Consider the following 23,961-nt stretch of genomic DNA (forward strand, 5'->3'; position numbering starts at 1 on the left):
CGGCGCGTAGCTCACCTGAGCTACGCGCCGCTTCGCTGTGTTGAAATGACCGGGCCTTGCGTCCGGCCTAGGAGCTGTGTCCGGCCTACGAACTACGTCGGACCTCGAACTGCTCGCCGACGACAGCAGTCTGCGATTCGGTGACGCAATCCAGGCGTCCGTCCAGACGCAGCGAGACGTTGTACTCACCCGGCTTGAGCGCGAACGTGGTGATGGAGATGCTTGTCGCGTTGTCTTCCACGACGACGCGTGGGCTCAGCGACAGCATGCCGTTGTGCAGGACCTCGCATACCTGACCCGGAAAAACGTTGTCCACATCGACGGTGATGGTTCTGGGGCCGCCCAGAACCTCGATCGTGGGAGTGCTCGACCCTACGAGTCTGAGGTAGCTCTTTTCTCTGCGCACGGTCTCGACTTCCCTGTTTGCATGCTCCACCGGAAGGTGGACGCCCGACACGGTCTCGTTGGTACTTCGTGGCGCGACGGAGGACGGATTGGTATTACACGTCGTCATCGCCGTCCACCCGAGCCTCCCTTTACATCGAACGTGCATCCGTCCGCGTTACCGAAACCGCCGCCGAACAGCACCCCTACAGCCGCAACACCGGGAAATCGCGATGTCATCGGTCAGAACATACCCTCCGGCCTGCAAATCTGCGAAACGGAGACGGTCCAATCGAAGCCTTTACGCATCCTTGCACCCTGAAACAGATCGTGCGACACATTCGAGACCCAATTCATTCGTCCGTATCGAAAGCCCGCTGCTCGGCCAGCTCGGCGGCACGCTCGGCCTGTCGGGCCTGCCGCCGCCTACCCCTGATGCCCACCACGACACCGGCAAGACCTCCGACAAGGCCGATGCCGGCACCGACCAGGATCGGTGCGAGCCTCCCGTGTCCGTAATGAAGCAGCAGGCGCAGGCCGGCACCACCAGCACCCACGAGATAAAGAACCACCAACACCCCGATCCGCGACCGGCGAAGCTTCTGCGAGGTGTACATGTCGATCCCCCGCGCTCGGGCGTACCCCACAACTACGTTGGCGACCGTGAGGAGAGCCACGAAGATTCCCAATGCCACCCAGGCCCCGGTGACACCCGCCGCGAAGGGCAGTACAGCGCCGACGATCATTCCGATCCACAGCAGGGATTGGAATCCGACGGCCGAGGCCTCGTTCCAGATGTCGCGTTGTAGTTCGTCGGCGTAGAAGTCGTCGTCCAGGTCTCCCACGAAGCGGGCAGCTTTGGTGAATGCGCTCATGTTCGTTTCCCTTCGTCGTCGCCGAACAGTGTTTCGACTGTCGTGTCGAGTGCTCGGGCCAGTCGCAGTGCCAGGTACACGCTCGGTGCGTAGTCGCCGCCCTCGACGGAGACGATGCTCTGCCGGCTGACTCCGCAGATGGTGCCGAGTTCGGCCTGCGTGATGCGTGCCTGTTTGCGATGCGCGCGAACGTTGTTGGATCCGGGCATGACCAAAAGTCAACTCTGCTTGTCATGAAATGTCAAGCAGTCTTGTCATTCGCTGGCCTTTACCTACTCGTAACGCGAGAAACAGACTCGTCACCGCAGAAAATACCAACGCAATAAGTTGCCTTTACTGTTCGCAATCGCGAATACATCTCCGTATACACACTTTCCGAAAGGGCCGTAGATGCCTGCTGTCTCGAAGCGCATGTCCGTCAAGCGCGTCATGGTCGTTCCCGCAGCACTGGCTGCATTGAGCCTGGTTGCCACTGCCTGCGGTAGCAAGGCGAGCGACACCACCACCGCCGAGGGCGGCGGAGGCTCGTCCACCTCGTGTGTGGACACCTCCGGTGACACCATCAAGGTCGGCTCGCTCAACTCCCTGTCCGGCACGATGGCGATCAGCGAAGTGACAGTGCGTGATTCGATCGCACTGGCCGTCGAGCAGATCAATGCGGCAGGCGGCGTCAACGGAAAGCAGATCGAGGTCGTCGCAGAGGACGGCGCATCCGAGCCGACCGTGTTCGCCGAGAAGGCCGAGAAGCTGATCAGCAGCGACTGTGTCGCAGCCGTTTTCGGTGGCTGGACGTCGTCGTCGCGCAAGGCGATGCTGCCGGTGTTCGAGGACAACGACGCACTCCTCTACTACCCCGTGCAGTACGAGGGCCTCGAGGCGTCGAAGAACATCTTCTACACCGGAGCCACCACCAACCAGCAGATCATCCCCGCCCTGGACTACCTGAAGGAGAAGGGCGTCAAGTCCCTGTACCTGGTGGGCAGCGACTACGTGTTCCCGCAGACGGCCAACCGCGAGATCAAGGCGTATGCGGCCGCCAACGGTATCGAGATCAAGGGCGAGGATTACACCCCGCTCGGTTCGACGGACTTCTCCACCATCGTCAACAAGGTGCGCTCCGCCGACGCCGATGCCGTGTTCAACACGCTCAACGGTGATTCCAACGTCGCATTCTTCCGTGAGTACACCAACGCCGGCCTCAAAGCTGCTGACATGCCGGTCATCTCGGTGTCCATCGCCGAGGAAGAGGTGGCGGGCATCGGAGCCGCGAACATCGCTGGCCAGCTCACTGCCTGGAACTACTACCAGACCGTCGACAGCCCGGAGAACACCAAGTTCGTCGCCGACTACAAGGCGAAGTACGGTGCCGACAAGCCCACCTCGGACCCCATGGAAGCCGCGTACACCTCGGTCTACCTGTGGAAGAACACCGTCGAGAAGGCAAATTCGTTCGCGGTGGCCGACATTCAGGCCGCAGCCGACGGTGTCAGCTTCGCCGCTCCCGAGGGCGAGGTCGTCATCGACGGCGACAACCACCACATCTCCAAGACCGCCCGCATCGGTGAGATCCGGCCCGACGGCTTGATCTACACGGTGTGGGAGTCCCCCGAGGCCATCGCTCCCGACCCGTTCCTCGAGACCTACGACTGGGCCTCCGACCTCAACTGACCACCACCCATGTGAGTGGAACTTCGTAGCCTGCTACGAAGTTCCACTCACATGCTCCGAAGGAGCTCCCCCATGGACGTCGTGATCGGACAGTTGTTCACCGGCCTGTCGATCGGATCCATTCTCTTGCTCGCCGCCCTCGGGCTCTCACTGACGTTCGGTCAGATGGGCGTCATCAACATGGCACACGGCGAGTTCATCATGGCCGGCTCGTACACGGCTTACGTAGTGCAGCAGATCGTCTCGACCGGCGGCGCATCACTGTTCATCTCGCTCATCGTCGGCTTCCTCGTCGGCGGCGCAATGGGTGTGCTGCTCGAGGTGACGCTGATCCAGCGCATGTACCACCGTCCACTGGACACCCTGCTCGTCACGTTCGGCGTCGGGCTCATCCTGCAGCAGCTCGCTCGCGACATCTTCGGTGCCCCTGCGGTCAACGTCGTCTCGCCGGAATGGCTGAGCGGCGGCGTCGACATCCTCGGTGCCGTGGTGCCCAAGACCCGAATCTTCATTCTCGTGCTGGCGGTCGTCGCCGTCGTCGCACTGTCGATCGCGCTGAAGAAGACCGCAATGGGTCGACGCATCCGCGCGGTGGTGCAGAACCGCGATCTCGCGGAAACCTCGGGCATCTCGAGCCGCAGGACCGACATCTCGACGTTCTTCCTCGGCTCCGGTTTGGCGGGTGTCGCGGGCGTGGCACTGACTCTGATCGGATCCACGAGTTCCACTGTGGGACAGAGCTACCTGATCGACGCCTTCCTGGTGGTCGTCGTCGGTGGACTCGGCCAGATCAAGGGCGCGGTGATCGCCGCCTTCGCCCTCGGAATCCTCAACTCGTTCATCGAATACAGCACCACGGCCTCGATCGCCAAGGTCATCGTGTTCGTCCTCATCGTGATCTTCCTGCAGGCCCGCCCGCAGGGCTTGTTCGCCGTCAAGACAAGGAGCCTGGTATGAGCGAGTTCATCGCCAAGCGCGGCGCTCTGCTGGGTTTCGCGCTCGCCGCAATCCTGTTGTTCGCTGTGGCGCCCGCCGTCCTCAGCGACTTCCGGTTGAATCTGCTGGGCAAGTTCATCTGCTACGCGATCGTGGCTGTCGGTATCGGATTGGCCTGGGGCCGAGGCGGAATGCTCACCCTCGGCCAGGGTGTCTTCTTCGGCATCGGTGCCTACATCATGGCTATGCATCTGAAGATCTCCGACGCCGATCTGCGCGGCGACGCGGTACCGGACTTCATGTCCATCGCCGGCATCCGTGAATTGCCCTCGTACTGGCTGCCGTTCACCTCGCCCATCACGACGATCCTGGGCATCCTGTTCGTGCCGGCACTGGTGGCGCTGGTGCTCGGCCTCGGCGTGTTCAAGCGTCGCGTCAAGGGCGCGTACTTCGCGATCCTCAGTCAGGCACTGGCCGCCGCCTTCGCGATCCTGCTCATCGGACAGCAGACCACCGGTGGATCCAACGGGCTCAACAGGTTCCGCACGTTTTTCGGGTTCAACCTCAACGACCCGGCCAACAAGCAGATGCTGTTCTTCATCGCTGCCGGCGTACTGCTCGTCGTCGTCGCCATCACCCGCCAGCTGATGTATTCGCGCTACGGCGAACTACTGGTGGCCGTCCGCGATCAGGAAGAGCGAGTGCGCTTCCTCGGCTACGACCCGGCGAACGTGAAGATCGTCGCGTACGTCGCCGCAGCGTTCTTCGCCGGTCTCGCCGGGGCGCTGTCCGTCCCGATTGTCGGCATCATCTCCCCCAACGACGTCGGCATCGTTCCGTCCATCGCGTTTCTCATCGGCGTCGCCATCGGCGGCCGCACCACTCTGCTCGGCCCGGTTCTCGGCGCGCTCGGAGTCGCGTGGGCGCAGACCACGCTGTCCGAGCAGTTCCCGTCCGGTTGGACGTACGCGCAGGGTCTGCTGTTCGTCGTGGTCGTCGGATTCTTCCCCGCCGGCATCGCCGGACTCTTCGCACTGCGCAAGCGAAAGAAAGAGCCCGAATCGGTCCCCGAGGCCAGCGCGGAACCAGAGAAAGAGCTCGCACGATGATCCATGTCGAAGGCCCGCAGCCCACGTTCGGCGGCAACGCCGGCATGTCCAGTCAGTACCTCGAAGTCCGCGATCTGACAGTCAGTTTCGACGGCTTCAAGGCCAACACCAACGTCGATCTGACGCTGATGCAGGGCGATCTTCGCTTCCTCATCGGACCGAACGGAGCCGGCAAGACCACGCTGATCGACGCCATCACCGGTCTCGTTCCGGCCACCGGCTCTGTCACCAAGTCCGGAGTGGAACTGCTGGGCAAGAAGGTGCATCAGATCGCCCGGCTCGGTATCGGTCGAACCTTCCAGACGGCCAGCATCTTCGAAAATTTGACGGTGCTGCAGAACCTGGACATCGCCGCTGGGTCCGGACGATCCGTGCTGACGATGTTGCGCCGTCGGGCATCGGTTCTGCCGCAGATCGAGGAGGCCCTCGAAACGATCGGCCTGACGGCCCAGAGAGACAAGGCCGCAGGAATTCTGGCGCACGGCCAGAAGCAGTGGCTAGAGATCGGAATGTTGTTGGTGCAGAACGCCGATGTGCTCCTTCTCGACGAGCCGGTCGCCGGCATGAGCCACGAGGAACGTGAGGAGACGGGCCAGCTGCTGCAACGCATCGGCGGTGAACGGACCGTGGTGGTGGTGGAGCACGACATGGACTTCATGCGGATGTTCGCGACCTCGGTGACAGTACTGGCGGCCGGACGCGTTCTGGCCGAGGGCACCGTGGCCGAGGTGCAGGCCGATCCGAAGGTTCAGCAGGTCTACCTCGGCACCGCCGCGGCGGGCGAGGAACTCGAGCACATCGCAGAAGAGGGAGCCGATCATGCTTGAACTGGTCGACGTCAGAACAGGTTACGGCCGCAGCGAGGTCGTTCACGGTGCGTCGCTGACGGTTCCGGCCGACGGTGTCGCGGCGGTGATGGGCCACAACGGTGCGGGCAAGACGACGCTGCTGCGCGCGGCGGTCGGGCTGTTGAAAGTGAACTCGGGCAAGGTCATGTTCGACGGTGAGGACGTCAGTGCGTTGCGGCCCAGCGCCCGCGTCGCCCGCGGACTGGCGTACGTGCCACAGGGCCAGCAGTCGTTCGGTCAGTTGACGACAGCGGAGAATCTGCAGGTGGTGGCCGACGGGCGCAAGCGCGGCAAGGCACTGATCGACGAGGCACTCGACCTCTTTCCGGCGCTGAAGGAATTGCTGAATCGCAGAGCCGGCCTACTGTCCGGCGGCCAGCGCCAACAGCTCGCCATCGCACGAGCATTGATCACCGAACCGCGGATGCTGATTCTCGACGAGCCGACCGAGGGTATTCAGCCGTCGGTCGTCGCCGAGATCGAGCGCACCGTCATCGAGCTCACCCGCCGCGGCGGTCTCGGAGTTCTGTTGGTGGAGCAGCACATCGGCTTCGCATTGGAATCTGCCCAGAAGTACTACATTCTCGAGGCCGGCCGGATCACGTCCACCGGTGTGGGCGGATCCGATTCCGAGGCCGACGTGCGCGCAGCCATGGCGATCTGACCGGGCGTATCGTGCCGCGCAAGGACCTTCGCGAGAAGGTCTATTCGTCACTGCGCCGGGATCTGATCTCCGGTGCGATCGGCTCCACGGAACGGCTCGGCGAGGAGCGTCTCGCCGAGCTGTACGGCGTCTCGCGCACGCCTGTGCGGGAGGCGCTGGCACGTCTGCAAGCCGACGGTCTGGTCGTGCGCGACGAGGCCGGTCTGCATCCCTATCGTCCCCGGCTCGGCGACCTACCGGATCTGTACGAACTGCGGTCGACTCTCGAGTCCCGCGGAATCACTCGCTCGACGCCGCAGTCCTTCGATCGGGCGGCCTTGTCGGCGTTGGCGGTGACGTGGGCCGGGTTGCGTGCGCACCCACCGGAGACCACCGACGACATGGTCGCCATGGACGAGCAGTTCCATGTCGCGTTGTCGGCCGCTTCGGGCAATGCGGCTCTGACCGAGGCCCTGTGCGCCGTCAACGCCAAGGTGCGGCCCGTGCGTATTCTCGGTGGTCTCGACGCCTCGGCCGTGGTCTCGGCGATCGATGAACATCTCGCGATCGTCGAGCACCTACTGGCCGGGCAGCTGGACACGGCGCTGAATATGCTTGTTGCACATATCGATTCGTCCCGCGACCGAGTGGTCGAGCGCGCCCGTCAGGCAGCGGCGTTGGCCGGCGCGGTCCGAATCTGACGCGTCAGTTGGAAGCCGACAGAATACGATCGATGTCGTCTAGCACGGTTTGCCCGCCCATGGGCCCGACGCCGGTGATCCAGTACGACAGGTCCACCGCGTGCGGGTTGGGCAGTGCCGCAGCGTTGGCGGTGATCGACGACGGGATCGCGGCGGGGTCCGACGGGTTGTCGGCGGTGACGACGATCAGGTCCGCGGCCGCCTGAGCCGCGAGCTCGGGCGAGAGGTCGACCGAGATCTCGTCGGCCCATTCCGGCCGCGGCGGGGTGGTGAATCCGGCGCATTCGAGCGTGCTTCCGGCGAACGACGACGGCCCGTACAGGGTCAGCTCACCACTGCGCGGCCTGATCAATTGCGCTGTTTTCCCGGCGGTGTCGTGCTTTTCGGCGATCTCGGCGCACCGGTCGTCGTAGGCGGTGAGCAGTTCCTCGGCCTTCGCTTCCTTGCCGAGAACGCGCCCGACGAATCGGACACTGTCGCGCCACGGATCGGACTGGGAGGCGATGAACACCGTCGGCGCGATGGCGGAGAGTTGGTCGTAGTACTGCGCGTGCCGAGTCTCCGTCCCGAGAATGAGGTCGGGTTGCGCGGCCGCAATGTCCTCGATGGTCGGTTCGGCCACCGTGCCGACCGTGGCGATGTCGGCCGCTTCCGTACCGAGATAGGCCGGCACACCGGCGGTTTCGCTGAGCACCGCCGTGCCGACGGGCACGATGCCGAGCGCGACCGTGGTGTCGAGTTCCACCGGTTCCAGGGTGACGACCCGCAGAGGATTGTCGGGAACGTCGATCGAGCCTCGAACGGTCTCGACCGTTCGAGTCGCTTCGCCGGCCGAACCGTCGGCGGTATCGGCCGACGAGCATGCCGTCGCTCCTGCCGCCACCGCGAGCGCGGTGATGGCCAACGCTGTCAGACCGAGCTTGAACTGCACCACTTCGAGGGACCTCCGGGTAGAACAATGCGAGACACAAAGGAGGTTAGCCTACCCTGCAAGCCGTTGCGAACCGCGTCCCCGGACGGCGGAGCTACCAGTCGGTAAGATGTGATCGTGACCACTCCACGCATTCCGTCCGGTACCGCCCGCACCCTCGGCCCCGTCAACTGGGTCATCTGCAAGGTCATCGCCAAGGGCGCGGGAGTACCCAACCCCCACCTGTTCACCACTCTCGGTCGAACCGGCGGCCTGTACCGGGCGTGGCTGTTCTACAGCGGCCATCTGATGCCGGGCGGAAAGATATCCCGCAAGGAATCGGAAATGGTGATTCTCCGGGTGGCGCACCTGCGCGAATCGGCATACGAGATGGACCACCACATCCGCCTGGGCCGTCGAGCCGGCATCGACCGAGACCTGCTCGAGCTGATCATGACCGGCCCGCACGCCCCTGGGCTGTCGACTCGCTACCGCACCATCCTCACTGCCGTCGACGAGCTGATCGAGACCAAGACGCTCACCGACGCCACGTGGTCCGAACTGGCGACCCAGTTCGACGAACGTCGCCTCATCGAATTCGTCTTGCTGGTCACCCAATACGACGGGCTCGCAACCACACTGGGCACCCTCCGCGTCGAACGCGACTACGGCGACCGGCCGCCACGACGATGAACGAGACACCCGAGACTGCACTGCGCCGCGCTCTGGCGATGATCGAACCGGAGTCGGTCCGCACGAGCGCCCGGATCGACGGCGACTACGTCGAACTCATGGACGACGCCAAGGCCCCCAATCCGACGATGGCCAGCCGAGCGATGAACAACCGCGGTGTCGCGGCGATCTACGAGAACATCTGGCGACCGTTCGGCGTATCGATGATGGGAATCGGCGGGCTGCCCATGTCCGCCGAACGCGCCAAGGCCGTCGCCGACTTGCGGTTACACGGGCCACAGCGAGTCCTGGACGTCGCCTGCGGCCCCGGCAACTTCACCAGGTTCCTGTCGGAGCAGCTGACCGAGGACGGTATCGCCGTCGGCTTCGATATCTCCGAGGCCATGATCGCTCGTGCAGTGCGCGACAATCGGGGGCCGCGTGCGGCATACGTTCGCGGCGATGCGGCCGAACTCCCGTACGCCGACGCGACATTCGACGCCGTATGCTGTTATGCCGCACTGTATCTCGTGCCACATCCACTGCAGGTGGTCGACGAGCTCATCCGCGTCCTGCGACCGGGTGGACGCATCGCCATCATGACCAGCTGTGAACTGGGCCTGGCACCGCTGCGTACCGTCGTCGGCCTGGGATCTGCCGCCGTCGGGGTACGCATGTTCCCGAAGGGGCAGTTCACCGAGATGTTCGCTGCTGCGGGCATGACCGACATCGAGCAGGACATCCGCGGTCTCGCCCAATTCGTCAGTGCCACCAAGAATTAGCGCTACCGACCCTGCTACACCCCCGGCAATGCGAGACCTGACCGTGGTCAAGAACGAACCGGAAGGGCTTTTTACTGATACTTTGGCAAACAGACCGATCAGACTGGGAGCCACACAGTGACACACGCACCGGACCGTACTCGTATCGAGTTTCCCGATATCTCCTCTCGCACTTGGGAACACCCTTCGGACCGAGCAGCCTTGGTCACTCTTCGCACCCTCAAGGGCTTCGACACGGTGCTGCGAACGCTGTCCGGACTGCTGCGCGAGAGACAGCATCGCCTGATGTACTTGGCCACCGCGGTGCGTGTCGACGAACGCCAGTTCAAGGATCTGAACGATCTTCGAGCCGATTGTGTGCAGATTCTCGGCGCGGAGGAAACTCCGGAGCTGTTCGTGGTTCAGTCGCCGATGGTCAACGCGTTCACCATCGGGATGGATCGACCGTTCATCGTCCTGACCACCGGCATGCTCGACATCATGACCTACGAGGAACAGCGATTCGTGGTCGGCCACGAACTGGGCCACGCCCTGTCCGGCCACGCGGTGTACCGCACCGTTCTCATGCACCTGATGCGCCTCGCCGGCACGGTCGGCTGGGTTCCGGTGGGCGGCTGGGCCTTGCGCGCGGTCATCGCGGGGCTGATGGAATGGCAGCGCAAATCCGAATTATCCGGCGACAGAGCAGGTTTGCTGTGCGGACAGGATGTGCACACCGCGATCAGCGTGCAGCTCAAGTTGGCGGGCGGCGCACGTATCAGTGAAATCGACGTCGACGCCTTCCTCGCTCAGGCCGCCGAGTACGAGGCCAGTGGAGACCTGCGCGACGGCGTGCTCAAGCTGCTCAATCTCGAACTCCTCTCGCACCCGTTCTCGGTGCTGCGAGCTGCGGAACTGAAGAAGTGGGTCGACACCGGCGAGTACGCGGCGGTCCTTCGCGGCGACTACCCGCGCCGGTCCACCGACCACGAGGCCAAGGTGTCGGAGGAGTTCCGTAACGCGGCCCGCACGTACAAGAACAACTTCGACACGTCTGAGGACCCGCTGATCAAGACGGTCCGCGACATCGGCAGCGGCTTCACCGGTGCCGTCGACGCCGTCGGCAACGGAATCGGCGACGTGGCATCGGACATCAAGGGCAGGTTCGATCACTGGCGAAAGTCCTAGCACCCCAGAACGAAGCGAACGGCGGCGACCACCGAGGTGGTCGCCGCCGTTCGTCGTTCTACAGCAGAGATCAGAAGTTGATCATGTGGCCTGCGAGGCCGTGGATCGCTTCCTGCAGTGCCTCCGACAGCGTCGGGTGCGTGTGGACGTTGCGGGCCAGCTCGTTGACCGTCAGGTCCCACTTCTGGGCCAGGGTCAGCTCCGGCAGCAGCTCCGAGACGTCCGGTCCGATGAGGTGGCCACCGAGCAGCTCACCGTGCTCGGTGTCGGCGATGAGCTTGACGAAGCCCGTCGCGTCGCCCAGGCCGTGTGCCTTGCCGTTGGCGGCGAACGGGAAGTTCGCGACCTTGATGTCGGATCCACGAGCCTGCGCTTCTTCGCGGGCCTGGTCCTCGGTCAGACCGAAGCTGGCGACCTGCGGCTGGCAGAACGTGGCGCGTGGCATCATCCGGTAGTCGTCGATCGGCAATGTCTCTGCGCCGCCGATGGTTTCGGCAGCCACCACGGCCTGCGCCTCCGCCACGTGGGCGAGCTGGAGCTTGGCGGTGACGTCGCCGATGGCGTAGATGTGCGGGACGTTGGTCTGCATCGTGTTCGTGATGCCGATGGCACCGCGATCGGTGAGCTCGACACCGGTCTTCTCGAGACCGAAGCCCTCGACGCGAGGGGCGAATCCGACGGACTGCATCACCTTGTCGACGGTGAAGGTCTCGCTCTCACCGGACTTGTTGTGCTTGATCTCGACGGTGACCTTGGAGCCGTCGTCGTCGATGCTCTGCACACCCGCGCCGGTGATGACCTTGACGCCGAGCTTCTTGTACTGCTTCTCGATCTCCTTCGAGACGTCCTTGTCCTCGTTGGGGAGCGCGCGATCGAGGAACTCGACGATGGTGACGTCGACTCCGTAGTTCGTCAGGACGTACCCGAATTCCATACCGATGGCACCTGCGCCGACGATGAGGATCGAGCCCGGCAGATCCTTGGTCATGATCTGCTCTTCGTACGTGACGACGTTCTTGCTGAGCTCGGTTCCCGGGAGCAGCTTGGTAGTGCTGCCGGTCGCGATGATCGCGTTGTCGAACGTGATCGTCTCGGTGCCGCCCTTGGACAGTTCGACCTCGATGGTGTTGGCATCGGTGAACGTGCCCTGGCCGTCGTACTCGGGGATCTTGTTCTTCTTCATCAAGAAGTGGATGCCCTTGACGCGTCCGTCCGCGACCTTGCGGCTGCGGTCGAATGCTGCGCCGAAGTCGAAGGATGCTTCACCCGAGATACCGAACAGCTTGGCCTCTTTGGTGAAGAGGTGCGCCAGCTCGGCGTTACGGAGAAGCGCCTTCGAGGGGATGCAGCCCACGTTGAGGCACACACCGCCCCAGTACTTCTTCTCGATGATGGCAGTGCTGAGTCCGAGTTGTGCCGCGCGGATAGCAGCGACGTACCCACCGGGACCGGCTCCGAGGACAACGACGTCATAGTGTGAGGTCACGAGTCCCCAGCGTAGTCGTGCCCTCCGACACTGTCTCGACCTGGTCTTCGTTACCAGCCGGTAGCCTCGCACGCGTCCTGCACCCGACCGCACGTGTGCTGCTAGAACTGTGCCATGGCTTTCTCGGACGACCCGTACCTCTGGCTCGAAGACGTCACCGGCGACGACGCACTCGCGTGGGTACGCGAGAAGAACGAGGTGACGATCCAGGCGCTGGCAGGCGAGCGTTTCGACGCCACCGTGGCGGGTGTACGCGAGATTCTCGACACCGATGCGCGGATTCCGTACGCACGCAGGCGCGGGCAGTTCCTCTACAACTTCTGGCGCGACGCCGAGCACATCCGCGGGGTGTGGCGGCGCACCACGATGGACGAGTACCGCACGGACGAACCCGCATGGGACGTCCTGCTCGATCTCGATGCCCTGGCCGCCGACGAGGGCGAGAACTGGGTATGGGGCGGCGCTCAGGTACTGCGCCCCGACCAGCTGCGCGCTTTGGTGACGCTGTCCCGAGGCGGTGCCGACGCGACGGTGGTACGCGAGTTCGATCTCGACTCCCGCACGTTCCGCGCTGCGGAGGACGGCGGTTTCACGCTGCCCGAGGCCAAGACCGACATCGGCTGGATCGACGCCGACACCGTCTTCGTCGGCACCGATTTCGGACCGGGGTCCCTGACCGAATCCGGCTATCCGCGGATCACCAAGAGATGGCACCGAGGCACCCCGCTCGCCGACGCGGAGACCGTCTACGAGGGCGAATCCCAGGACATTTCGATCTCCGCGTGGCACGACCGCACGCCCGGATTCGAGCGCGACTTCGTGCAGCGGTCCACCGACTTCTACAACTCCGAGACCTACGTGCTCGACGGTACGGCGGTGACCCGCATTCCGACGCCGACGGACGCATCGACCTCGGTCCACGAGAACTGGCTGCTGGTTCGGACGATGACCGAGTGGACCTACGACGGCGTCACCCATCCGGCGGGCGCTCTGCTCGCGGCCGACTTCGACGAATTCATGAGCGGCACAGCATCTCTGGCGGTTCTGTTCACTCCGGACGAGCACACGTCCCTGCATCAGTACGCGTGGACCGAGAATCATCTGCTGCTGGTGACGCTGCAAGATGTCCGCACTCGTCTGCATGTGCTCACCCCTCGTGCGCGTTTTGCGTACCTGGAGGGGCGCAAAACGCGCACGACGGAGTGGGACACGGCCACCGTCGACGGGTTGTCGGAGTTGGCGTCGACCGAGATCATCGGTACGGACGCCGAGGAGAACGGGGACGAGTTCTTCCTCGGCTCCTCGGGTTACCTCACCCCGGCCACGCTGTTGGTCGGCACGGTCGGCGGCGCGCTCGAGGTACTGAAGCAGGCTCCCGCCTTCTTCGACGCGGACGGCATGACGGTGCAGCAGTTCTTCGCGGAGTCGGACGACGGCACCGCGATCCCCTACTTCGTCGTCCGACGCGGCGACGCAGGCCCCGGCCCGACACTGCTGTACGGCTACGGCGGCTTCGAGATCTCGATGACGCCCGGCTACAGCGGAGCGATGGGTCGAACGTGGCTCGAGCGCGGCGGCACCTACGTCGTTGCCAACATCCGCGGCGGCGGCGAGTACGGACCGTCCTGGCACACCCAGGTGTTGCGAGCGGGCCGGCATCTGGTCCACGAGGACTTCGCCGCGGTCGCGCGCGATTTGGTGGCCCGAGGGATCACCACCGCCGACCGCTTGGCCGCCCAGGGCGGCAGCAACGGCGGCCTGCTGATGGGCATCATGGAAACGAAGTACCCGGAACTGTTCGGGGCGTTGGTATGTCAGGTCCCGCTACTGGACATGAAGCGGTACCACCTGTTGCTCGCGGGAGCGTCCTGGGTGGCCGAGTACGGCAACCCCGACGACCCCGCCGAATGGGAGTTCATCTCGCAGTACTCCCCGTACCAGAACGTCGTGGCCGCGTCCGAGCGGAAGTACCCACCGATACTCATCGCCACGTCCACCCGAGACGATCGAGTCCATCCCGGTCACGCCCGCAAGATGGCTGCGCGGCTGGCCGAGCTCGGTCAGGACGTGAGCTACTACGAGAACATCGAGGGCGGCCACGGCGGGGCGTCGGACAATGCGCAGCTGGCTTTCAAGACCGCACTGACGTACGAGTTCCTGTGGCGGCACCTCGAGAGCCGGTGATGTCAGTCGGCCAGAGCCTGCTCGAACATCGGCCAGGAATTGTGGAGATCGTCCTGCCAGTATCCCCAGGAGTGCGTCCCGCGTTCCCGTAGCTCGAAATGGGCTGGGATGTCCAGCTTTTCGAGCGCGCTCTTCAGTCGACGGGTGCAGTCGCCGGTGGCGACCTCGATGGCACCGCCCACCACCATCTGGTTCAGCAGCACGAAACCGGGGCCGTTGGGGTTGGTTCCGTCGAAGGTGTCCGATGCCCCCGCCAGGCCACTGCCGTTGGAGATGTACAGCGCGGTGCCGCGCAGCTTGTCGGCGTTGACGACAGCGTCGTTGTGCACCCAGTCGGGGTCGCCGTCCGGGCCCCACATGTTCTTCACGTCGGTTCCGAGCGCCATCGATACGACGGTCTTGACGTACGCGCGGCCCAACGGATCGGTGGTCGAGGCGCAGCCGCTGTAGGAGCCGACCGCCCGGAAGAGACCGGGGTTGTGTGCCGCCAGATTGAGCACCGACGTCGCAGCCATCGAGATTCCGGCAATGACGTTGCGGCCGTTGGTCTTCAGCAGTTGGTCGACGAGTGGAGGCAGTTCACGGGTCAGGAAGGTCTCCCACTTGTTGCGGCCGAGCACGCGATCGTCTCGCTGCCAGTCCGTGTAGTAGGAATAGGCCCCGCCGACGGGTGTGACCACATTGACGTTCTTGTCCGCGAAGAACGACACGACATCGGTCTGGGTGTACCAGTCCATACCGTCCACCCCACCGCCCGCGCCGTTGAGCAGATACACGGTGGGGCTCGGCTTCGCACGGTCCGGCGAGCGGAGAATCTTCAGCGGGATGGTCCGCTCCATCGCGGCCGAATGCACGAACGCCGTCATGGCGACGGCGTCGGTCTCCTCCGTTCGCACCACGTACGACGTCGACGCGTCGGGCGCGGCGAGGGCCGTGCCCTGCGCGGCCGACGCAGCGATACACGCGGCCACGAGCACAGCCCTACCGATCCGACGAGCTGTAGCCCCCAGGCCGTTCATACACGTGCTCGCTATCTTCGGCAGAACAGAAGTTGAGTCACTAGCGTTGTACACCAGAACGGGCGCGGAGTTGGAACTTATCGCATGAATTAGTCCAAACGACCGTATCGTTCGGCACGGGGTTGTGTCAGCGGTGCATCCACCGCTCGACCAGGTCGGCCACCGCGGTGGGATTGCGGATCCACCCGTTGTGGCCCAGCGGCTCGTCGATGTGTTCGGTGGTGATGTCGGCGTTGGCAAGCTTGGCCGTCAGATTCTCCATCGAACCCTTGGGGGCCAGATCGTCGCCCTCGATGGTCACTGCCAGCACCGGTAGGGTCAGCCGGCCCATCCGTTCCTCGTAGTCGATATCGGCACCGGCCGGCTCGATCGAGCCCGTTCGGGCGAACCTCGACCAGTCGTCGATCAACACTCGTGATTGACGACCGAATCCGCCGACCCCGATGCGGTCCCCCGGCCAGAACCCGGCGATGTTGCTGGTGATCGCCATCGTCGCCGCGCCGAAGTACAGCGGGACCCCGCGAGTGGTGCCGAAACCGCGGTGGTACGGCGACCCGGACGCCACCAGGATCAAGCCACCGAGCCTGCCTCGAATTCGGGCGGCGTACATCGCGCCCAGTTGTCCGCCCATACTGTGGCCCAGCAGATACGGGGTCGCGGCGGGGAACTGCTCGCGCACCACCTCGAAGATCGCCGGAAAGTCGACCGAGACCAATTCCTGATATCCGTACCTGCTCGACGAACTCGGCTTCGGCTTACTGTCCCCCTGGCCCCGAAGATCGCCGATCGCAGCATGGAATCCGCGGGCGACGAGCGCTTCGGCGAACAGCCGGTAGTAGCCGCCGGGGATGCCGAGACCCGGGAGAACGACGATGACGGGCGCATCGTCTCGGCCCTCACTCGGAAACAGCGTCACCGGCACCGTCGAACCGTCGGGCATCTGAATCGGAACCGTCTGCATCGGCCAACCCTATGACGGTGCGACCGCACCTTCCCCAGGGCACTACCTCACAGGATGATCGGGTGGTAGCTACCGGTCGACCAGCTGAACCAGAACAATTGACTGTTGATGAATCCGACTACGGCTTCGAGCATGGCACCACCTCTATTACCGTCGATACCGAGCGCATCGAGGATGAGGTTCAGGTCTACCCGGTCGGCGGCGAATCATCGACCGCTGGAGGATATTTCGGTCGACCGAATGACACTTCGAAACCACGAAAACCGGGCCCGACGGTAGTCGGGCCCGGCTTCGGGGTCGCGCTTCAGCTGGGGAGCGTGCCGGGGATGTTGACGACCGAACCTGTTCCTTCGGAGCTGCCGACAGCGAGCAACTGCAGCAACAGCGAGAGAAATTCCATCAAAACTCCTTCGAGAGAGGGGGATTCGCCGCCGACGCGGCGTCGCGAGCCTTACTGTTCATCGATTCGGCTCCGGTCTGCCGTCCTGGCCGAGGCCTACGGCGCGGAGCCGGGATGTCAGTCGGAGGAAGAACTGATACCCGAGAAGAGCTGGATGAAGATTGCCAAGAGGTCACCGAGTTCAGCGGACATGCGACAGGCTCCTTGTTGTTCGAGGGATGTGCAGATCGAACGTGACGGTCGTCACTCGATTACCTCTGCATGAAGATTTCTACCCGAACGGATAACGTTTCGTACACGCATTGGCATCGAAAAGTCAGAAATCTTGGTGAGCTGTCACAAAACGGTCACGCAGACGAAAAGTCGCGGCCGCCCCCGACAGCGACCGCGACTCGTGGACCGACGAATTACGCGGCGCTACCCGACGTCAGCACGCCGACGATCTGCTCGACGATCGCGTCGACGATGCCGTCGTAGACTCCGGTTGCAATGTCGGTGATGAACTGCGCAGCTGAACCCATGAGAACTCCTGATGCTCGTCTCTTCGTACAGCCGTAGGTAATACGGCCTACCACTTTCCTACCGCAACCACCGGCGCGGTGCACAACGCGGCACGAACTCACTGCGCGGATACCGAAGCGACGCAGGACGTTCACCGAGCAGACCCCGGTATGTAGCCCAGAATTATTCTCCGAGCACGTCTTTCGCGCGACCGACGAGCAACGGGTCTGTTTCGCCCACGATCTCGGAGTCCTTGTTGGCGTAGTCGAACTTGTTGAGCACGAACCGCATCGCGTTGATCCGCGCGCGCTTCTTGTCGTTGCTCTTCACCACGGTCCACGGTGCTACGTCGGTATCGGTGGCGCGGAAGTTCTCTTCCTTCGCAGCGGTGTACGCATCCCACTTGTCCAGTGACGCAAGATCCATCGGCGACAGTTTCCACTGCCGTACCGGATCCACCTGCCGGATCGCGAAGCGAGTGCGCTGCTCGTGCTGCGACACCGAGAACCAGAACTTGGTCAAGCTGATGCCCTCGTCCACCAACATCTGCTCGAACAGCGGTGCCTGCCGAACGAACTGTGCATGCTGCTCCTCGGTGCAGAACCCCATGACCCGTTCGACACCGGCACGGTTGTACCAAGACCTGTCGAACATCACAATTTCGCCGGCCGCAGGCAGATGCCCGATGTACCGCTGGAAATACCACTCCGTCGACTCCCGCACCGACGGCTTCTCCAACGCGACGACGCGTGCGCCGCGGGGGTTGAGGTGCTCCATGAACCGCTTGATCGTGCCGCCCTTACCGGCGGCGTCGCGACCCTCGAAGATGATGACGTGGCGTCGTCCGGTGTCCTTGGACCACATCTGCAGCTTGAGGAGTTCGATTTGCAGCAGCCGCTTTTCGAGTTCGTACTCGGCGCGGGTCATACGCTCGTCGTAGGGGTAGTTCTCCCGCCACGTGTCGACGACGTGACCGCCCGGGACCGTCAGCAACACCGGGTCGTCGTCATCGGAGTCGTCGACGACGAATCCCGAAGTATCGGCAAGATCCACGGCGGTCGTGATGTCCCGCACGTCGCTGAGATTCTTGCGTGCAGCCACGCCGTTGCGGAGATCGAAGTCGGTCATGCGCCGAAAGTTAGTGCTCATCGGTGACCGGTCCATGGCGATTCGGTGAACACCGAGCGCAACCGGACGCATCGGACACGCTTCCGGTCTGCAAGGGGGACGGACCGGAAGCGACCGACACATCCGACCGTAATCCTCGCGCCGACAACAGGTCGAGTGTCCGCGTCGTAAAAGTCACCGAACTTGTTCGGCGACCCGTTTCTCGATCGTTCGATTCTCCGGGTCGATATGGGTGAAAGCCCCGATGTGCCCACAGGCGTCGGCGACGCAGACTTCTCACCATGACATTCGAGAGCAATTCCCCCAGAGAATTCACCCTGTCCAACTCGCAGAAGATGATCGGAGGCGTCTGCGGCGGTATAGCCGACTACTTCGGCTGGGACGTCAACCTCGTTCGCGTCGCCACCGTCGCCGGTGCAGTGCTCAGCGGTGGCACGGTCGTACTGATCTACCTGGCTGCCCTGATGCTGATGCCGCGCCGCCCGTGAGCTCCCGGGACCGAGGAAAGGCCCCGCATCCTCGGCGGTGGAGGAGCGGGGCCTTGCCGTCGGACTTCGCGGAATGGGGCCTAGCTGGAGCCGAAGCTACCGGTGCTTCCGCCGAGCAGTCCGTCGAGGAGTTCACCGAGACCATCGGTGAGGCCACCGGTGATGGGTCCGGTGATGCCACCGTCTTCGCCGCCGCCGAGGATGGGCAGGAGGCCGGTGAGGAGATCGAGGAGCATGGGTAAGCCTTTCGAAAGACACGTCGTGGCCCGAGTCGGAGGGTGACCAGGCCACAGGAACATAACGTTCCAGACGCGATCCATTCCATCGTTTCGGACAAAAAGGACCCACCGGCTGTTTCGGGGCTCGAAAGCCGACCCGGGTCTTCGCCGTTCCGGTGATCAGTCCTCGGTTTTCCCGGTGATCAACCAACCGCAGGGCGCTGCCAGATCGTCGGCTTCCGTCGGTCCCATCGAGCCCGGCGCATAGTTCTTCACCGCGGGCGGATCGTTCAACAGCGGTGCCGCCACCTCCCACACGTGGGCCAGGCCGTCGGGTCTGGTGAACAGCGATCGGTCCCCGTTCAGTACGTCGAGGATCAGACGGGAGTACGGGCTCAACGGCTCCGCGTCGGGCACCGATTTCAGCGGCAACGACAGATGCCCGACGGACAGGTCGAAATCCGGTCCGGGTTCCTTGACCGTCATGGCGATATCGATGCTGCCGTCACCGGACAGGTCGAACGAGAGCACCGCGCCGTCTTCGGGCAGCGTCGACAGTGGACTGTCGGCGGGCTTGCGGAACACCAGCGACACCCGCTGCGCTCCGGCACCGAGCATCTTGCCGGTACGAAGCAGGAACGGCACCCCACGCCAGCGATCGGTATCCACCCACAGCTTCGCGGCCACGAACGTGTCGACCGTCGAATCCTCGGCAACGCCGTCGACGTCGCGGTAGCCGTCGTACTGCCCCAGAACCACCTCGTCGGTGTCGAGTGGACGGAACTGCCCGATCACCGTTTCGCGAGCCGACTGAAGATCCTCGGCCTTCAACGACGCAGGAGGTTCCATGGCGACCTCGGCGGCCACCTGGAACAGATGGGTCACCAGCATGTCCAGTACGGCACCGGTCTCGTCGTAGAACTCGGCGCGGTCGTCGATGTCGAGTGTCTCGGGCACGTCGATCTGCACATGCTCCACGTGCTCGGAGTTCCAGATGCCGCTGATCATGCCGTTGGCGAACCGCAGCACGTGCAGGTTCTGCGTTGCTTCCTTACCGAGGAAATGGTCGATGCGATAGACCTGTTCCTCCTTCACGACCTCGTGCACGGCCTTGTCGAGTTCCTCGAAGTTGTGCTGCGAGGTGCCGAAGGGCTTCTCGTACACCACTCGGGAACCCTCGGCGAGATCGTGTGCACCCAGGGCCTTCGTGTAGTCGACGAACGTGCTCGGCGGCAGCGCGATGTAGTGCACCAGCTGTGCGTCGTCACCGATCTCTTTCCTGGCGTCGGCGACGACGTCGGGGAGCTTGCCGGGATCGTCGACGGTGAAGCCGTTGCCCGCGAATCGGATTCGCTTCGAGAACGCCGACCAATCGTCGTCGGCCACGTTCTCGGCGAACTCGTCGAGCACATCTTTCACGTGGTCGCGGAACTCGTCGTCGGACGAGTCCTTGCGACCGTTGCCGATCAGGATCCATTTCTCCGGCAGCAGGCCTTCGACGTGGAGTTGGTAGAACGACGGCAGAACCATTCGCTTCGCGAGGTCTCCGGTCGCGCCGAACAGGACGAATACAGTGGGTTGCGAGGACGCCATGACCTCCACTATGCACCGCATAGTGCTACCTAGGTGAGAGTGCACGAAGATGACCAGATCACGGTTTCACGGAGAGATCTACGGGGTAGGTACGACGTCGGGAGTGCGCATCGTCGTCGGACACTGGACGCGCTCGCCCCTCGGCGAATTCACCGATGTGATGGTCCAATTCGCGGACGGTCGACGCCTACTCGTGGCCCCGAACGAGGCGGTACGTGAATTCGTCACGGCGACATACTCGTTCGATTCCACCGAGCTGGTACCGGTCACCTTCTCCGACCAGCCCGACGGGTGGCGGTCCGTCGTCGCCGGGGATCTGTCGGTACGCATCCGAGTGGCCGGGCCGACGGTTCTCGGCCGCGCCCTGAGCCTCGTCCCCGACGCCGTGTCCACCGCACCGTGGTTCTGCACGATCAGCGACCCCATCGCCCGAGTGATACTGCGCGGAGTGCGAACTCGCGGCAGCGCCGGCGGAGGCAGGCGCGAATACTACGGAGCCAGGCACCAGCACCGCGTCGTCGACGTCGTCGCATCCTGGCAAGGAGAGGACCTCGGCTCGCTGACGCCCGTCACTCCCCCGGTGACGTTCGGTTTCGGCAGCACCCCCGCGGCACCGTCGGTCACGTCCATCACCACCACGATCGACTCGTAGACCACTGCTGTTTCACACCACTGCTGTCTCACACCACTGCTGCTCCGACTTCGCGGAGTTCGTCGAGAGCTGCTGCGGAGGTCTCGGGAGCGACCCCGGCCACCAGATCGGTGAGAACCCGAACGTCCAGGTGCTGTGCCACTGCATCTTTCGCCGACGCCAGCACGCAGTAATCGGTGGCGAGACCGACGATGTCGACGGCCGTCACCTCGTTGGCGGTCAGGATCTCGGACAGGGATGTTCCGTCCTCGGTGACGCCTTCGAACGCCGAGTACGACGGTCTGCCCTGCCCCTTGTAGACATGCACGTCGACGCTGCCGGTTCGGTAATCCGGGTGATATTCCGCGCCGACCGTTCCCGCGACGCAGTGCACGGGCCACGTGGTGACGAAATCCGGGGCAGCGTCGGTGGCGAAATGTCCACCGTTGTCGCTGTCGCCGTCGTGCCAATCACGTGAGGACACCACGAGATCGTAGTCGTCGCCGCTCCGGGCGAGGTACGCGCTGATCCTGCGCGCCACCTCCCCACCGCCGACCACGGCCAACGCACCACCCTCGGTGAAATCGTTCTGAACATCGACTACCAACAGAGCACGAGTCATGTGTCCCAGTATCCTCGACGGGTGCGCGTGTCGTCTTTGGTGACCTATCCCGTCAAAGGATGTGCCGGTACGGCACTGGACTCGGCCCGGGTGAGCACATCCGGTCTCGAACACGACCGAGCGTTCATGATCGTCGACGCGGACGGCTCGTTCCGCAGCCAACGCACCGATCCCGTACTGGCCGTCGTTCGCTGCTCGGTGGAAAACGGCTCACTGACACTGCGCCACGAGAGCGCAGGGAGCGTCACCGCCGTCGTCGATCGTGATTCCGCGGACCGCGAGGTCACGATGTTCGGCACGCCGCTGCGGGGCATCGACCAGGGCGACGACATCGCCGCCTGGCTCACCGACGTCATCGGCGAGCCCTCACGCCTCGTCGCCGCGCCCCGCGATCACGGCCGCGTCACCGACGGAATCCGTCCCGGCTCGGCCCATTTCGCCGACAGCGCCGCCGTCCACATCCTCTCGACCGCCACGCTGGCCGGTCTGAACTCCCGTCTCGACGCCCCGCTGCCGATCGACCGATTTCGGCCCAACATCGTCGTCGACGGCTCGCAGGACGCTCATGTCGAGGACGAAGTGCGCGACATCTCGATCGGCGACGCACGATTGGCGTACACGAAGCTGGCGATCCGCTGCGCCGTCACCACGGTGGAGCAGAGCACCGGTGTTCGCACCGGACCCGAACCCCTGCGCACTCTCGGCACCTACCGCCGGGCCCGACAGAAGGGCGTCGCCTTCGGTTCGAAGTTCTCGGTGGTCGAGGAAGGAACCATCTCGGTCGGGGACGAACTACGCGTCGAGACCTGGGGCGAGTCGGAGCTGTAACTCGAACGGCATGTGGTTCGCCCACCCGTTACGCGCGCGCAGCCGAAGATGCTGTTCTGCACCGAGTTCGACGCGTCGCCGCCCGATGCCGAGTGCGGATGTCGTGCCGCGATAGCGGATGAATGCGGTGAGCTCGTGGCCACCCGGTGCCAGCTCGTAGGTCGACGGTTCCGACCACGACTGGCGATGCTCCACGCCGTCGATCGTCACGAACGGCCGCGCCAGCGTGCGCACCAAGGACGCGTTCACCCAATGTGGGGCGAATTCGATCTCGATCGTGCTCACGTCACGCCTCCTTGGTGCGCTGAGTGTCCACTATTCGGCTCCGTAGGCGGGGGATCCGGGCTGTTGCGAATTGGGCCTTGTTGATTTTGCTGCGTGTTGTGCTGTAGCGGGTGGTGGTGGGCTGGGAGAATGTGGTGGTGGCCAAAGGGTATCGCCCGGTGGATCGGGATCAGCAGTTCTTGTTGCCGGTGGACATGCGTGAGTGGTTACCGGTGTCGGATCCGGTGTTCACGGTGATCGATGTGGTTGCCGCGTTGGACACCTCGGCTGTGCATGCGGTGCGCCGCACCGGTGGTGTCGGGCGTGCGGGATACGACCCGGACATGCTGCTGACAGTGTTGATCTTCGGGTGGGCTCAGGGGCAACGATCCTCGCGGGTGCTCGAACGGTTGTGTCGGCGTGATGCGGCGTTCCGGATCATCTGCGCGGGCAACACCCCTGATCATGTGACGATCTCCCGCTTCCGCGCCGATGTGGCCCCGCACATGGAGGCCTTGTTCACGCAGGTACTGCTGCTGTGCGGGCACCTGGGGTTGGCCAGGTTGGGTGTCGTCGCCCTCGACGGAGTCAAGATCTCCTCCAACGCCTCACTGAGCGCCAACCGCACCGAAAAAGGACTACGCGCAGCGGCTGCCGAGGCAGCCGAGCAGCGACTTCGCGAGCACGCACGGGCTGCCGCGGCCGAGCATGCTGCGGCCGACGCGCACGAGGACGAGATGTTCGGGCCGGGCTCGTCCGGCGGCGAGGTGCCCGAGGAGATGGCCGATCCACGCACTCGCGCGGCGCGTATCGCGCAGGCGTTGGCAGAACTCGAGAAGGTCAACGCCGACACAGCAGCGAAGCGGGAGCAGGTCGAGAAGAACAAGTCCGATCTCCGTATTGCGACCCTGGCGCGGCGAGAGACGCTGGTGGCGAACCATCT

Annotated in this window: 26 protein-coding genes; 14 read left to right on the top strand and 12 right to left on the bottom strand. The window is 64.1% G+C overall.

Annotation, left to right across the window (positions count from 1 at the left end; translation table 11 throughout):
- Positions 1-85: 85 nt before the first annotated feature.
- From AB0P23_RS22995 to AB0P23_RS23005, 3 genes are all read right to left on the bottom strand, one after another.
- Entirely contained in the window at positions 86-514 is a 429-nt protein-coding gene (locus AB0P23_RS22995) for a hypothetical protein (protein WP_141214823.1), read from the bottom strand.
- Between the two features lie 223 nt (positions 515-737).
- Complete coding sequence (locus tag AB0P23_RS23000) at positions 738-1,259, bottom strand: hypothetical protein (protein ID WP_032381223.1); 522 nt, start codon at positions 1,257-1,259, stop codon at positions 738-740.
- On the bottom strand, positions 1,256-1,468 hold the full coding sequence (locus AB0P23_RS23005; RefSeq protein WP_027498412.1) for a helix-turn-helix transcriptional regulator: 213 nt from the start codon (positions 1,466-1,468) through the stop codon (positions 1,256-1,258). Before AB0P23_RS23005 ends, AB0P23_RS23000 begins: the two co-directional genes overlap by 4 nt.
- 181 nt (positions 1,469-1,649) lie before the next feature.
- On the opposite strand from AB0P23_RS23005, the gene urtA reads away from it, so the two are divergent.
- The 6 genes from urtA (at position 1,650) to AB0P23_RS23035 (ending at position 7,164) form a co-directional block, all read left to right on the top strand.
- A complete protein-coding gene (gene urtA, locus AB0P23_RS23010; RefSeq protein ID WP_032369802.1) occupies positions 1,650-2,927 on the top strand; it encodes an urea ABC transporter substrate-binding protein in 1,278 nt (425 codons plus the stop codon).
- A 72-nt stretch (positions 2,928-2,999) separates the two neighbouring features.
- Entirely contained in the window at positions 3,000-3,884 is an 885-nt protein-coding gene (urtB, locus tag AB0P23_RS23015) for an urea ABC transporter permease subunit UrtB (protein WP_027498414.1), read from the top strand.
- Positions 3,881-4,972 carry an urea ABC transporter permease subunit UrtC gene (gene urtC / locus AB0P23_RS23020; protein WP_032399567.1) on the top strand — a complete coding sequence of 364 codons (1,092 nt, stop codon included), beginning with the start codon at positions 3,881-3,883 and terminating at the stop codon, positions 4,970-4,972. Before urtB ends, urtC begins: the two co-directional genes overlap by 4 nt.
- Complete coding sequence (gene urtD, locus AB0P23_RS23025; protein ID WP_027498416.1) at positions 4,969-5,799, top strand: urea ABC transporter ATP-binding protein UrtD; 831 nt, start codon at positions 4,969-4,971, stop codon at positions 5,797-5,799. Before urtC ends, urtD begins: the two co-directional genes overlap by 4 nt.
- A complete protein-coding gene (gene urtE / locus AB0P23_RS23030) occupies positions 5,792-6,484 on the top strand; it encodes an urea ABC transporter ATP-binding subunit UrtE (RefSeq protein WP_032373723.1) in 693 nt (230 codons plus the stop codon). Before urtD ends, urtE begins: the two co-directional genes overlap by 8 nt.
- Positions 6,485-6,495: 11 nt before the next feature.
- Positions 6,496-7,164: a GntR family transcriptional regulator gene (locus AB0P23_RS23035; protein ID WP_032399568.1), complete on the top strand. Its 669-nt coding sequence runs from the start codon at positions 6,496-6,498 to the stop codon at positions 7,162-7,164.
- A gap of 4 nt (positions 7,165-7,168) precedes the next feature.
- Here the strand turns inward: AB0P23_RS23035 and AB0P23_RS23040 are convergent, their stop codons facing one another.
- Positions 7,169-8,062, bottom strand: a complete 894-nt coding sequence (locus AB0P23_RS23040; RefSeq protein ID WP_196250971.1) for an iron-siderophore ABC transporter substrate-binding protein — start codon at positions 8,060-8,062, stop codon at positions 7,169-7,171.
- Positions 8,063-8,206: 144 nt separating this feature from the next.
- On the opposite strand from AB0P23_RS23040, the gene AB0P23_RS23045 reads away from it, so the two are divergent.
- The 3 genes from AB0P23_RS23045 to AB0P23_RS23055 all read left to right on the top strand — a co-directional run bounded on the left by AB0P23_RS23045 (position 8,207) and on the right by AB0P23_RS23055 (position 10,695).
- Entirely contained in the window at positions 8,207-8,767 is a 561-nt protein-coding gene (locus AB0P23_RS23045; protein ID WP_027498420.1) for a carboxymuconolactone decarboxylase family protein, read from the top strand.
- Positions 8,764-9,528 (top strand): class I SAM-dependent methyltransferase, encoded by a 765-nt coding sequence (locus AB0P23_RS23050; RefSeq protein WP_230593386.1) that lies wholly within the window; start codon positions 8,764-8,766, stop codon positions 9,526-9,528. Before AB0P23_RS23045 ends, AB0P23_RS23050 begins: the two co-directional genes overlap by 4 nt.
- 117 nt (positions 9,529-9,645) lie before the next feature.
- The gene (locus AB0P23_RS23055; protein WP_032365161.1) at positions 9,646-10,695 is read left to right on the top strand and encodes a M48 family metallopeptidase; all 1,050 of its coding nucleotides are present in this window, start codon (positions 9,646-9,648) and stop codon (positions 10,693-10,695) included.
- Positions 10,696-10,765: 70 nt separating this feature from the next.
- Here AB0P23_RS23055 and lpdA read toward each other — a convergent pair whose 3' ends face one another.
- Positions 10,766-12,181, bottom strand: coding sequence for a dihydrolipoyl dehydrogenase (gene lpdA, locus AB0P23_RS23060; RefSeq protein WP_032399570.1), 1,416 nt, complete (start codon positions 12,179-12,181; stop codon positions 10,766-10,768).
- A 114-nt stretch (positions 12,182-12,295) separates the two neighbouring features.
- Here lpdA and AB0P23_RS23065 point away from each other — a divergent pair, with 114 nt between their 5' ends.
- A complete protein-coding gene (locus AB0P23_RS23065; RefSeq protein ID WP_032399571.1) occupies positions 12,296-14,365 on the top strand; it encodes a prolyl oligopeptidase family serine peptidase in 2,070 nt (689 codons plus the stop codon).
- Positions 14,366-14,367: 2 nt separating this feature from the next.
- On the opposite strand, the gene AB0P23_RS23070 is transcribed toward AB0P23_RS23065, so the two are convergent.
- The 3 genes from AB0P23_RS23070 to ppk2 all read right to left on the bottom strand — a co-directional run bounded on the left by AB0P23_RS23070 (position 14,368) and on the right by ppk2 (position 18,374).
- Positions 14,368-15,342 carry an alpha/beta hydrolase family protein gene (locus AB0P23_RS23070; RefSeq protein WP_307820240.1) on the bottom strand — a complete coding sequence of 325 codons (975 nt, stop codon included), beginning with the start codon at positions 15,340-15,342 and terminating at the stop codon, positions 14,368-14,370.
- A 169-nt stretch (positions 15,343-15,511) separates the two neighbouring features.
- The gene (locus tag AB0P23_RS23075; RefSeq protein WP_283542728.1) at positions 15,512-16,345 is read right to left on the bottom strand and encodes an alpha/beta fold hydrolase; all 834 of its coding nucleotides are present in this window, start codon (positions 16,343-16,345) and stop codon (positions 15,512-15,514) included.
- Between the two features lie 1,084 nt (positions 16,346-17,429).
- Positions 17,430-18,374, bottom strand: a complete 945-nt coding sequence (ppk2, locus tag AB0P23_RS23080) for a polyphosphate kinase 2 (protein ID WP_045840630.1) — start codon at positions 18,372-18,374, stop codon at positions 17,430-17,432.
- Positions 18,375-18,655: 281 nt separating this feature from the next.
- Between ppk2 and AB0P23_RS23085 the strand changes: the two genes are divergently transcribed.
- The gene (locus AB0P23_RS23085) at positions 18,656-18,862 is read left to right on the top strand and encodes a PspC domain-containing protein (RefSeq protein WP_027498428.1); all 207 of its coding nucleotides are present in this window, start codon (positions 18,656-18,658) and stop codon (positions 18,860-18,862) included.
- Positions 18,863-18,942: 80 nt separating this feature from the next.
- On the opposite strand, the gene AB0P23_RS23090 is transcribed toward AB0P23_RS23085, so the two are convergent.
- Complete coding sequence (locus AB0P23_RS23090; RefSeq protein ID WP_155288427.1) at positions 18,943-19,098, bottom strand: hypothetical protein; 156 nt, start codon at positions 19,096-19,098, stop codon at positions 18,943-18,945.
- Positions 19,099-19,260: 162 nt separating this feature from the next.
- On the bottom strand, positions 19,261-20,673 hold the full coding sequence (locus tag AB0P23_RS23095; RefSeq protein ID WP_027498429.1) for a glucose-6-phosphate dehydrogenase (NADP(+)): 1,413 nt from the start codon (positions 20,671-20,673) through the stop codon (positions 19,261-19,263).
- 49 nt (positions 20,674-20,722) lie between these two features.
- Between AB0P23_RS23095 and AB0P23_RS23100 the strand changes: the two genes are divergently transcribed.
- Positions 20,723-21,325: a hypothetical protein gene (locus AB0P23_RS23100; RefSeq protein ID WP_032381215.1), complete on the top strand. Its 603-nt coding sequence runs from the start codon at positions 20,723-20,725 to the stop codon at positions 21,323-21,325.
- Positions 21,326-21,353: 28 nt separating this feature from the next.
- On the opposite strand, the gene AB0P23_RS23105 is transcribed toward AB0P23_RS23100, so the two are convergent.
- Positions 21,354-21,926 (bottom strand): isochorismatase family protein, encoded by a 573-nt coding sequence (locus AB0P23_RS23105; protein WP_032365156.1) that lies wholly within the window; start codon positions 21,924-21,926, stop codon positions 21,354-21,356.
- Positions 21,927-21,947: 21 nt separating this feature from the next.
- On the opposite strand from AB0P23_RS23105, the gene AB0P23_RS23110 reads away from it, so the two are divergent.
- Positions 21,948-22,754, top strand: a complete 807-nt coding sequence (locus AB0P23_RS23110) for an MOSC N-terminal beta barrel domain-containing protein (protein ID WP_080731950.1) — start codon at positions 21,948-21,950, stop codon at positions 22,752-22,754.
- Here AB0P23_RS23110 and AB0P23_RS23115 read toward each other — a convergent pair.
- Complete coding sequence (locus AB0P23_RS23115) at positions 22,719-23,039, bottom strand: hypothetical protein (RefSeq protein WP_027498433.1); 321 nt, start codon at positions 23,037-23,039, stop codon at positions 22,719-22,721. The genes AB0P23_RS23110 and AB0P23_RS23115 overlap by 36 nt on opposite strands.
- A 194-nt stretch (positions 23,040-23,233) precedes the next feature.
- On the opposite strand from AB0P23_RS23115, the gene AB0P23_RS23120 reads away from it, so the two are divergent.
- A partial coding sequence (locus tag AB0P23_RS23120; RefSeq protein WP_363799542.1) for a transposase occupies positions 23,234-23,961 on the top strand: 728 nt, incomplete at its 3' end.

The sequence above is a fragment of the Rhodococcus sp. NPDC077669 genome (assembly GCF_040686915.1).
GTDB lineage: Bacteria > Actinomycetota > Actinomycetes > Mycobacteriales > Mycobacteriaceae > Rhodococcoides > Rhodococcoides fascians.

Coding starts and splice junctions, on each gene's coding strand:
- urtA (WP_032369802.1), top strand. CDS start 1,650: ATGCCTGCTGTCTCGAAGCGCATGTCCGTCAAGCGCGTCATGGTCGTT.
- AB0P23_RS23085 (WP_027498428.1), top strand. CDS start 18,656: ATGACATTCGAGAGCAATTCCCCCAGAGAATTCACCCTGTCCAACTCG.
- AB0P23_RS23005 (WP_027498412.1), bottom strand. CDS start 1,468: ATGCCCGGATCCAACAACGTTCGCGCGCATCGCAAACAGGCACGCATC.
- AB0P23_RS23050 (WP_230593386.1), top strand. CDS start 8,764: ATGAACGAGACACCCGAGACTGCACTGCGCCGCGCTCTGGCGATGATC.
- AB0P23_RS22995 (WP_141214823.1), bottom strand. CDS start 514: ATGACGACGTGTAATACCAATCCGTCCTCCGTCGCGCCACGAAGTACC.
- urtD (WP_027498416.1), top strand. CDS start 4,969: ATGATCCATGTCGAAGGCCCGCAGCCCACGTTCGGCGGCAACGCCGGC.
- AB0P23_RS23000 (WP_032381223.1), bottom strand. CDS start 1,259: ATGAGCGCATTCACCAAAGCTGCCCGCTTCGTGGGAGACCTGGACGAC.
- AB0P23_RS23075 (WP_283542728.1), bottom strand. CDS start 16,345: ATGCAGACGGTTCCGATTCAGATGCCCGACGGTTCGACGGTGCCGGTG.
- ppk2 (WP_045840630.1), bottom strand. CDS start 18,374: ATGACCGACTTCGATCTCCGCAACGGCGTGGCTGCACGCAAGAATCTC.
- urtC (WP_032399567.1), top strand. CDS start 3,881: ATGAGCGAGTTCATCGCCAAGCGCGGCGCTCTGCTGGGTTTCGCGCTC.
- AB0P23_RS23090 (WP_155288427.1), bottom strand. CDS start 19,098: ATGCTCCTCGATCTCCTCACCGGCCTCCTGCCCATCCTCGGCGGCGGC.
- AB0P23_RS23100 (WP_032381215.1), top strand. CDS start 20,723: ATGACCAGATCACGGTTTCACGGAGAGATCTACGGGGTAGGTACGACG.
- urtE (WP_032373723.1), top strand. CDS start 5,792: ATGCTTGAACTGGTCGACGTCAGAACAGGTTACGGCCGCAGCGAGGTC.
- AB0P23_RS23095 (WP_027498429.1), bottom strand. CDS start 20,673: ATGGCGTCCTCGCAACCCACTGTATTCGTCCTGTTCGGCGCGACCGGA.
- urtB (WP_027498414.1), top strand. CDS start 3,000: ATGGACGTCGTGATCGGACAGTTGTTCACCGGCCTGTCGATCGGATCC.
- AB0P23_RS23105 (WP_032365156.1), bottom strand. CDS start 21,926: ATGACTCGTGCTCTGTTGGTAGTCGATGTTCAGAACGATTTCACCGAG.
- AB0P23_RS23065 (WP_032399571.1), top strand. CDS start 12,296: ATGGCTTTCTCGGACGACCCGTACCTCTGGCTCGAAGACGTCACCGGC.